This is a genomic window from Bradyrhizobium sp. 132, assembly GCF_023074185.1.
In the GTDB taxonomy this organism is placed as follows: Bacteria; Pseudomonadota; Alphaproteobacteria; order Rhizobiales; family Xanthobacteraceae; genus Bradyrhizobium.
In genome coordinates, this window is the sequence record NZ_JADPKY010000134.1 from 49,659 (window position 1) to 59,565 (window position 9,907).

8 protein-coding genes and 2 pseudogenes are annotated in these 9,907 nt (G+C 58.0%); 9 read left to right on the forward strand and 1 reads right to left on the reverse strand.

Going from position 1 to position 9,907, the window contains the following annotated elements:
• Positions 1-213 precede the first annotated feature (213 nt).
• The 5 genes and pseudogenes from IVA74_RS30515 (at position 214) to bioD (ending at position 4,450) form a co-directional block, all read left to right on the forward strand.
• Positions 214-963 (forward strand): formyltransferase family protein, encoded by a 750-nt coding sequence (locus IVA74_RS30515; RefSeq protein ID WP_247350430.1) that lies wholly within the window; start codon positions 214-216, stop codon positions 961-963.
• A gap of 24 nt (positions 964-987) precedes the next feature.
• Positions 988-1,647 carry an enoyl-CoA hydratase/isomerase family protein gene (locus tag IVA74_RS30520; RefSeq protein WP_247350432.1) on the forward strand — a complete coding sequence of 220 codons (660 nt, stop codon included), beginning with the start codon at positions 988-990 and terminating at the stop codon, positions 1,645-1,647.
• Between the two features lie 17 nt (positions 1,648-1,664).
• A pseudogene (locus IVA74_RS30525) lies at positions 1,665-2,687 on the forward strand (8-amino-7-oxononanoate synthase); the annotation flags it as partial.
• Positions 2,674-2,934: a hypothetical protein gene (locus IVA74_RS30530; RefSeq protein WP_247350433.1), complete on the forward strand. Its 261-nt coding sequence runs from the start codon at positions 2,674-2,676 to the stop codon at positions 2,932-2,934. The pseudogene IVA74_RS30525 and the gene IVA74_RS30530, both read left to right, overlap by 14 nt.
• Before the next feature lie 166 nt (positions 2,935-3,100).
• On the forward strand, positions 3,101-4,450 hold the full coding sequence (gene bioD, locus IVA74_RS30535) for a dethiobiotin synthase (protein ID WP_247350434.1): 1,350 nt from the start codon (positions 3,101-3,103) through the stop codon (positions 4,448-4,450).
• Between the two features lie 2 nt (positions 4,451-4,452).
• On the opposite strand, the pseudogene IVA74_RS30540 reads toward bioD, so the two are convergent.
• A pseudogene (locus IVA74_RS30540) lies at positions 4,453-4,710 on the reverse strand (transposase); the annotation flags it as partial.
• A gap of 421 nt (positions 4,711-5,131) precedes the next feature.
• Between IVA74_RS30540 and IVA74_RS41290 the strand changes: the two are divergent.
• The 4 genes from IVA74_RS41290 to IVA74_RS41295 all read left to right on the forward strand — a co-directional run bounded on the left by IVA74_RS41290 (position 5,132) and on the right by IVA74_RS41295 (position 8,922).
• Complete coding sequence (locus tag IVA74_RS41290; RefSeq protein ID WP_247350437.1) at positions 5,132-5,932, forward strand: YiiX/YebB-like N1pC/P60 family cysteine hydrolase; 801 nt, start codon at positions 5,132-5,134, stop codon at positions 5,930-5,932.
• Positions 5,933-5,940: 8 nt separating this feature from the next.
• Positions 5,941-6,954: a serine protease gene (locus IVA74_RS30550; protein WP_247350439.1), complete on the forward strand. Its 1,014-nt coding sequence runs from the start codon at positions 5,941-5,943 to the stop codon at positions 6,952-6,954.
• Positions 6,955-7,010: 56 nt separating this feature from the next.
• Positions 7,011-7,817: a hypothetical protein gene (locus IVA74_RS30555; RefSeq protein ID WP_247350440.1), complete on the forward strand. Its 807-nt coding sequence runs from the start codon at positions 7,011-7,013 to the stop codon at positions 7,815-7,817.
• Between the two features lie 775 nt (positions 7,818-8,592).
• Entirely contained in the window at positions 8,593-8,922 is a 330-nt protein-coding gene (locus tag IVA74_RS41295; protein WP_346730986.1) for a transposase, read from the forward strand.
• The last annotated feature ends 985 nt before the right edge of the window (positions 8,923-9,907 follow it).

The following is a 9,907-nucleotide window of genomic DNA, read 5'->3' on the forward strand; positions in this document are numbered from 1 at the left end:
GGCTCAGGATGCGCATTCTGCTTTTGTCGCATTCCTTCAACAACTTGACGCAGCGGCTGCATGTCGAACTCAGCGAGGTGGCCATGAGGTCTCCGTCGAGTTCGATATCCATCCCGACGTGACCCGCGAAGGCGTTGCCCTGTATCGGCCCGACCTCGTTATCGCGCCGTTCTTGAAACGGGCGATCCCGGACGAGGTCTGACGTGGCGTGGCGTGCGTTGCCTCATCGTGCACCCCGGCCCGCCCGGTGACCGCGGTCCTGCGGCTCTCGACTGGGCCATTCTCGAGGGCGTCGCGGAGTGGGGTGTCACGGTGCTGCAGGCGGATGGCGAGTTCGACGCCGGTCCAATCTGGGTCCATCGCACGTTCCCGATGCGGCGTGCCGCGAAGTCCACCATCTACCGCAACGAGGTCACCTCCTACGCGGTGGAGGCGGTGCTCGAGGCCATTGCCGCGATCGAGGCCGGGCACGAGGCGCCCGCGCCAACGGCGAGCGACGATCCGCGCATTTGCGTGCGGGGGCCCTGTCGGCAAGCGGATCGCGCGATCGACTGGCAGCACGACACAACCGTCGAGGTGCTTCGCAAGATCGACAGCGCCGACGGCATGCCCGGCTTGACCGACAGTCTGTTCTGGCAGGACGTCCGGCTGTTCGATGCGCATGAGGCCCATGGCATCTCCGGCGAACCCGGCACCGTGGTGGCGCAGTGCGACGGTGCGCTGGCCCGGGCGACCGTCGACGGCGCGGTCTGGATCGGCCAGGCCCGGAGTGTCGCGCCGAAGAGCTTGAAACTTGCGGCGACGAAGATCTTCGCGTCGGAAGCGGCGCATCTGCCGCACAGGCCAGGACGCGGCTACGGTCCGATCGAATATCGCGAGCATTGCGAGGTTGGCGAGCTGCAATTCAACTTCTACAACGGCGCCATGAGCTCCGACAATTGCAAGGCACTGCTCAACGCTTGAACCGCGCTTGCGCGCGCAACCAAGGTGCTGCTGCTGACCGGCGGCCGTGATTATTGGTCGAACGGCATTCATCATGCCGAGATCGAGCCCGCCGACAGCGCAGCGGATGAGTCCTGGCGCAACATCAACGCCATCGACGATTTTGCGCGGGCCATCATCGAGACCACCGATCGGCTGGTTGTTTCCGTCGTTCGCGGCAATGCCGGCGCAGGCGGTGTGTTCCTCAGCCTCGCCGCCGACGAGGTCTGGGCCAGCGATCGGATCGTGCTCAATCCGCATTACAAGGACATGGGCAATCTCTACGGTTGGGAATACTGGACTTATCTTCTGCCGCGCCGCGCGGGTGCCGCGAATGCGGCCATGATCACTCAATGCCGGCTGCCGACGGGCGTGGCTGAGGCCGGTCGCCTCGGCATCGTCGATCGCGTGCTGACGGCCAGGGGCGCTGCAACGGACGATCTCGTGAGGCTCGCCGCCGCGCTTGCATCGGATCCCGACTATGCCGCGCGCCTCGTCGACAAGCGAAGGCGCCGCGCCGCCGACGAAGCCGCTCGAGCCGTACCGCAACGAGGAGCTGCGCCGCATGCGGCTCAACTTCTACGGCTTCGATCCAAGCTACCACGTGGCGCGTTACAATTTCATTCACAAGGCCCCGAAGTCGCGTACGCCGCTGACCATCGCTAATCACCGGTCGCGGCGTGAGCGCGAACGATGATCCCGCGCTCGCGAGCGCGCCGCGTATGAATCTGACCGCGCTCGAGGCTGGCACGCCGATCGGAGCCGGCGCGTCGGCCTTCTGCGCGGCAATTCCGAGGAGCACGAACGTCTCCAAGCAGAAGCTGTCAGTTTTTTTGGAGCAAGAACGGCACTCTTTTGGCGTCGGTTATGTCGCAAATTTTGCTCACATGACAACGCTGTCCCAGCGGGACAATTTACTTATCCTGGATTTCCTGGTGCACGCAAATCTTCATTTAGGCACGCGTGCCGGTTCGGGTCCGAGTTTCAATAAGCCTCCATAACGATTCTTGCTTGGTCGAAAACACAGCGCGACTGGCGGGCCAACAGCGGAATAGGCCGCGCCTGGATCGTGGTCGAAAGTCTCTATAGCATGGATGGCGATTTCGCGCCGCTCGAAGAACCTTATCGCAATCGCGGCCCGACCCGATGCATTCCTGATCGTGGATGAGGCGCATACAGGCGTCTACGGCGAGCAAGGGCGGGAGCTAACCGCGCCTTGTGAGGGGCGCGAAAATCTTCCGGTCGTTCACACCTGTGGCAAGGCGCTCGGTGCCGCCGGCGCGCTTGTCACTGCATCCGGCGTGCTGCGCAGTTTAACGGTCAATCGCTGTCGTCCTTTCATCTTCGCCGCCGCACCCTCGTCCTTGTCATCGCCGTGCGGGCAGCGCTGTCGATCCTGCAGGAGGAGTCCGAGCGTCAGCAGCATCTGGCCAAGCTCGTCACTTTTGCGCATCGGCAGATGCGTAAACGTGGCTGGCAAAGTCCTTCGGGCTCGCAGATTGTGCCCTGTATCGTTGGCGACATGCGCGCAATGCGGCTTGCCTCTGCACTGCAGGCTCGAGGCTTTGATATCCGTCGATCCGGCCGCCAACGGTGCCAGTTGGCACGCTCGTCTATGAATTTCACTGACGCTCAACGTCGCCGAGGAGGATGTGCTTGCAATGCTTGATGCTCTAAGCGAGGAGACGACAAATGAGGCTCAATGAGCCAGCAGATCTGTTGACCGTTACGGATACCAAAGTCCGAAGATCGGTTTTTTTCCGCAATGTCGGTCGATCTCATGCGCGCGAAATTGCAAACCTATTCAGCCTGGCCGCGAAGGAGAGACCAGCGAGCTCGTCGCACGGCTGGGCGATCCCCAGCTTTGATCGTTCCAAACCTCAGATCGCCTCGCGTGCTTTGCTTGAGGAAGCTCGAGATCCGTCTCGCATGAAAAGCTTTGTATTCGACTGATCGGGCGCCGCAATTCGGCAACAAGCGGCCAACAATTGGGTAAATTGGGCTCATAGCTCAGGCAATAAAGAGCGCGAATTTGGATACTATCCGTCGATTAGGGTGGAGCAAAATGACAGCATTCGCTGCTCGATGCGCTCACTGAGAAGACGAGAGGAGGCGCTCGATGAGCCAGCAGATCGTGGTGACCGGTACGGGTACTGGAATCGGAAAAGCCGTGTTTTCCGCGGGGCTCGCCAATCTCCTCGGCGCCAACTACTGGAAGCCAATTCAGGCCGGTCTCGAAGGAGAGACCGATGCTCAGATCGTCGCGCGACTGGGCGGTCTGTCGGCCGATCGCATCGTACCGGAGCGTTACCGCCTGACAACGCCTGCTTCGCCCAACCATTCCGCGGAACTTGACGGAGTTCGCATCGACGCGGATTCGCTCAATGTGCCAGATACTGCGGAGCGGCCGCTCGTGGTCGAGGGCGCCGGCGGGCTAATGGTGCCGCTGAGTGGCAGTACACTCTACATTGATGTCTTTCAGCGATGGCGGCTACCAGTCGTTCTCTGTGCGAGCACAGCGCTTGGCACAATCAATCACACACTGCTCTCGATAGAGGCACTGCGAAGGCGCGAGATCTGCATTCTTGGGATTGCCTTCATTGGCGAAAAAAATGCTGAGGCGCAGATTGCTATTCGCGAGATTGGGCGGGCGCGTTGGCTCGGGCGATTGCCCTGGCTTTCTTCCCTAACCATGGACACGCTGCAGACAGCGTTCAAAGCGTCATTCCGCTGCGATGATTTCATACACTACCGTGCCGAGCATCTGTTTGCGCTCGATCAGGCACTCGCCCTTTACGACGCCTATCGCGAGAAGGCATCTGCCTGCGATGTCCGGATCGAAGCTGTGTTGAAGGAACTCAGCACCCACAGGGGTCGTGATCATGGATCAGCACCGCCAGTCTCGCGGCGTCGGAACAGAACCGATCAGGCGAACGCTCTGGCTTTCGACGTCCGGGCGGCGCTGTTCGTGTTGCTCGGAAAGGACATCACTATGATCGACGGCCTCGGCCCTTACCTTTCGCTGAAGTTGATCGCGGAATGCGGCGACGACCTTACCTCATGGCCAAGTGCAAAGCATTTTACCTCCTGGCTGGGGTTGGCTCCGAGCAATAAGATCTCCGGCGGCAAAGTGCTCTCGTCACGAACGCGCCGATCCGGCGGTCGGGCCGCGGCTCTTCTGCGCCTCGCTGCCGTCACCGTCGGACGCACTGACACCGCGCTCGGCGCCTTTTACAGGCGCCTCTCGTCCCGCATCGGCAAGGCCAAGGCGGTGACCGCCACGGCCCGCAAGATCGCAGTCCTGTTCTACAACGCGGTGCGACACGGAATGGAGTATGTCGATCCGGGGGCCTCATCCTACGAGACGCGCTACCGCACGCGAGTCGTCAACGATCTGCATCGGCGTGCCAAGGCATTCGGGTTTGTTCTCCAGCCAGTGGAGCCGAAAGCTGGTGCTGCCGTTTCTTAGGAATCGTTCTCCAGCGTCAGCTCCCCGATCTTGGCGTGCAGCGACTTTACGTCCACAGCCGGCACGGCGGCCGTCACACTTCCAGATCCGAAAACCTCGGAAGCTCCTCCCTCGAGCTGCGCCTTCCACGCCATAATCTGATTAGGATGGACGTCAAATTGCTCAGCCAGTTGAGCTATCGTTCGGTCACCCTTCACGGCAGCGAGTGCCACCTTGGCCTTGAAAGCCGGCGTGTGGTTCCGGCGCGGTCGTCTGCTCATGGTCTCTCCTGTTCGCGGCGATTATCGCCGCCGTCAGGCAGAAACTCCATTTATCCTCCTGTTCAAATTTGCGGGGCCAGCTCTCTACCACACCTATATGAAACTCATGATCTAGGGCGTCCCGAGTTCGCCGTTCAGTGCGCGCACCCTGCAAACCAAGTAATCTAGGCGCAAATGTCCCAAGAATGGGGAGCAGCTTACCCATTATTCGGTCAGTTCTATTGTACGGCCCACTTGAGGCGACGGCGGCGCCTTAAGTGACAGAACCACCCGCTTGACACAACGGTGGGGCGTAGGGTTGAATACTTTCGCGTCGAAACTTTGTGAACGGTCATTCTGAAGTCCGTAGGTAATTGAAAAATCCGCATTTATGCGGGATATTCCGCTACGCTGATGCAAGCGATCACAATAGGAGGGAGATGTGCGCGCATTTTCACGGCGCAGTTTCGCTTCGGGCCTGCTGCTGACCGCGCTTGGCAGCGAAGGGGTCCGCTCCCAGATCATTCAGCAATCGCCTCCTCTGCCTCGCACCGAGCTCTTCAATTCGGGGGATTTTTTGTGGCCGAAAAAGCCCGGCGAATTCGTTCCGTACAGCCAGCAGGCAAATGCCGGCCCCGAGCACGACGCTGCAATTTGGCAAAAGGAAAAGCAGCAATTTCTTGAGCAAGCTGCCAGGGAATCATCGGGTCTCTCCGCGAGTCAATTGGCCCAGATAAAGGATCTCGACTACCGCGAGTTTCTTGCGCGTTACGAAGCTGATCAACGGCCAGGAACGCCCGGCGTGTACTCATCAGGGGGGGGTGTCTATGTTGGCCACGTCGCCATCGTAAACATAACGAGCGATCGTAAGCCTGAGGTGGTAGAAGCTATTTGGGGCGCGGGCGTTGTTCGTCATTCTTACGAAAGTTGGCTGGCTGGACGCCAAGGCGAGGTCGTTTGGCTGGGCAGACTGCGCGACCGTTCGGCAGAAGATCGAGCCCGGATCAGTACGGAAGCCGCAAAGTACGTCGGCCGACCATACAACTTTTGGAACTTTAATTTGAACGACGACAGCGGTTTCTATTGCTCGAAACTGGCTTGGCTATCGGTTTTTCGAAGCCTTGGATTTGCGCTCGATGGAGATCCCAACCCTCAACGAGGGTTTTGGTTCTCACCGAAACAGATGCTGTACTTGCCAGTTGTTGATAGACTCTACGATCCCGGCCCCTATGCGTATCGTTGAGGATGACTATGGCTTCTTACCTGCTGAGGCCGGCTGCGATTCTGCTCTTGATAGCGGTAGCGGTCACCGCAGAAACATCAAGAGCGCAAGATTTTGTTGGCATTAGATCCAAAGCGCAGGATTCCATTCTCTTTGTCCAGCGGGTAGTTCGTAACCGCGACGGCACCGGCGAGCATGTTGCCGACAGCGCAACAGGTTTCGTGGTTGCGTGCCGAGGGTATTTTCTAACGGCAGCCCACGTTGTTCAAAGCGTCACTTCTTCTCAGGAGCAAGCATACTACGCGTCTCCAGGTCCGCGTGACAGTCAGCGCTTTCAATTAGATTTGGTCAAGTCTGACGCGGACCTCGACGTAGCCCTGTTTCAGCTACCACCCTCACGCCCTTGGGCGCCACTTGCGATCGCTTCGTCCTCGGGCGTTCCAGATGACGCGAAAGTGCTTGTCTTGGGCTATGGCACTGGAAGTGACTTAGGCTCAAGCCAGGGGACCATACGAAATCACTTCGGACCAGGCGGCCGACTCAATACACAAGTCCCGTTCAATCATGGAGACAGCGGGGCTCCCGCATTCGACATTTCTGGCCGAGTGATAGGTATGGCAAGTAGCGGTTTAGCACTTGCAAATTCATTCACCGTGATTACGCCTTCCGATTATTTTCAGCCCCTGCTGTCCTTAACCGGCGTCAACAATGCCCAGAATTGTACGCCGCCACCGACGCCAGTGTCAGCTTCGACTAAGTCTTTCCAGTTCTCTTTCACTGCGGAACCGGATCAGTCCCGTGAATTTTCACAGACGTTCTGCGTTGACGAGGGAGTTTCGGTTCGGCGGGTGGAAGTCCACACCGATTCCATTAATGGCGAGGGCACCCACATCATTTCCTCGTTGAAAGATACGGATCGACCGAATTGCGTGACGCTGCGCGTGTTTGTAAGGGGAAATGGCGTTGACCGCATCGGGGGCATTATCGTCAATTATCGAGGACGGGGCTGGATCTCCGGCGCGCTAAATGTAAGCTACGGCTGACCCTTATTTCGATATGCGAGCAATTAAGCCGGCCCGTCAGCAGGTGAGGATATGCGGTGAAATTCCGGGTCAAATACTTTGCAACTATGTTGTTTATTTCACTTGCTGCGAAGGAGGCTTACGCGTCGAGCCTCCTAGATGTAGTTAATTCAATCAACGCTCGCTTGACGCAGTTTCAACTGATCAGCGTTGCGTTGCCGGTCCTTGTTGATAAGGCGGTGGTCGCGGCCTATGAGTTCAGGCGCACCGGCAACTCCGATGTTCCGGTCATCACATTCCGACCGAAGAACTATTCCTTCCAGTACAACTTGACGCAGGATCCCACGAGATACTCCGTGAGCGATTTCTGTGAAGCTATTCACTCCACTAAACACCCGAACAAGCTGAATTTTGTAGAGATCGCCGCTAAGCTGGGAAATGACCGCGAAGGGGAACTCGCCCGACTTGCCAAAGAAGGGCCTGTCGAGATAGCGCTTGCAGCATATTCAGCGGGTGTCTCGCTTCTCGAGGCAGGATATCGCTCTCAAGTATCTCTTCTTGGTACCGCTAGCGCTGATCCGAACGAGCCCGCCGACGCGCTCTATTCAACGCCAGCGACGCACCAGACGTTTGGCGCGCTTTCACAAGATGATGGAAAGACGCTTTGGTACCGCGATATAGAGCGCTACTATGCTTTCAACGGCGGCTACTTTTACAGGGATATACCCAATCTCCGATCGAATGAATTCTTGGTGAAAATTATGGGACCGATAATGAGCATATGCAGAGAGCCCACCACGGCGATAAGGATTTTGGACGGATTGCTCATTTCAAACGAAAAATATTCGGATTCCGTAAGAGTGTTCATTCATATTTACAAGTAGTTGGTTAGCTTGAGCGAGCGCACGCCTAGGGAAAGATCTTTCATCCGAGTTGCGACCGCGCATGCAGAGGCGCCATGGTGCCTGTAGGAAAGCTGCCACGATCGTATGATCGCCGGACGCACGGGTGTACAAGTGCCTGCCCCTGAAAGGGTTTGGACGCGCCACGGACGCTCTTCGAAAATGCGCTCAAGTTTCGCCATTTCGTCTTCATGACGTGATGTTCGATTAGCCCGTGCTCGACACACCACGATAGGAAGGCGCTGAAACCTCGGTGCGCATTGCAAGCGGCAATCTTGTGCTTTTTGGCAATGCGATCGATTATCTCTTTGATCTCAGCGCGAGAGATTTTGCTCAGGACTTTATCCCCCAATTTGGGGAGAAAGTGCCGCTCGAAAATTCTTACACGGTGTCTCGCATGTTCGCGAGAAACTTTTGGTAGATGTTCGGCCTTGAACGCGTCGTACGCTATTCGGAGCGACCCATCGCGCTAGGCAAGTCTCTCATCTGCGGGATCTTTGCCCGCTGCGATCTGTCCAAGGATCTCTCTGGCTTGCCGTCGTGCCTCGGTCGCGTTGATCGCGCTCGCGCTACCGAGCGTCAGTTTTCGAATGCGCATCCGATCTCTAGGGCGATAGAACGTAAGCGTGGTGCTGAGGCCCTTCAGATTGTTTGTGCGCAGTCTTGTGAGCGCCGCTAGAAGAGTCATCTTCTGCAAGGGTGCTCACAATGGACGACCATTCGGACGACATAAGACGACCTGTCTCCGCGTGTCGAAGTGTATGCTGGAGTAGGCCGAAAGCAGTGGCCGGATGATTTGAAGGCCCAGATTGTCGCGGAAAGCCTCGAGCCAGGCGCGATTGTCACAGATGTCGCGCGTCGCCATGGGTGCCGGCCCCAGCAGGTGCACGACTGGCGGCGCCGGGCGCGTTTGGGCCAGTTGGTACTACCGGCTTCGGCGGACACGCTGTCGTTCGTGCCGGTGGTATCGGAATCGGCGCTACCGGCAGCCGCAGAGCCCACCGGGTCGCCGGAAGCAGCTGTTGTGACGGTTGAGCTCCAGGGGGCACGAGTTGAGGTGCGAGGGACGCTGGCCTTGCTGTGTTGAGTGATGTGTTCTTGGCGATTCGACGGACACGTTCATGCTGACGCCGCCCGCCAGCCTCATGATTTACGTTGCGACCCGACCTGTAGACTTCAGGAATTATGCGGAGCCCACGATTATGCGGAGTGCGCGGCCGCTCAATCCGAGACCCGCTTCGTTATCAACAGTTTAGTTCCTAGTGCCCTCTTCCTCACTCCGCATAATCTGAGGCCTCCCTTCCTGCCTTGATGGCAACGAGAGGGAGACCGCCATAGCAGAAGCGTAGGCGGTGCCCGCAAAAGAGCATGCTAGAGAACATCAGCTTCGTGGTAACAAAAGATGAGAGTGAATCGCCTCCTTCATCCGACTCTGATCTATCTCCGCGGTGGTGGAGACGTCGATTGCGCTCTTAAGCCGCTCGCTTTGTTGCCCATCTTGGCGCTTTTCGCTGTCGCTTTTCCTTGAAGATCGCGATGGCAAAAGGCTCAAGGTTGATTAAATGAAGACTTTCTGCCGACGCGGCGCAGATCGCGAACAGGCAAGCGGATCCATAATTCCAGCGAAGGCGCCGGTAGGGTGGCTAAGTGGAGCTTGCACGCGGCGGCGCGCCAATCGACCACCGCGGCAAGCATTCGTAAGAGAAAAACTCCGGATAGGACGCTCATTGAGACGAGACTGATTGCCTCTTTGTTGGGTGTGTTGCGCGCACGAATTACTCGCCCAGGCATTGTCGTTGGCGGCTTCGCGGTGCTTGGCCACTCCCGACTTCTCGAGGGAAACATGTGACGGCGCTCACCTTATCGTGACATTTATTGCGAGCGGGCGGATCCTCGTCAGCTATACGTTGCTCCAATGCTTGATCAGGATGTTCCCAGCTTAAAGCAAGTCCGGCTTCAGGTTGCATCTCGATTGACCTGCCTCCGAAGTTTCATCCAGTGGCGATTAGAGCCTCAGCGGATGTTACGCCGTTTGGCGCGGGGTGAGCAACGTGCGATCGGCGGAGCTGGTC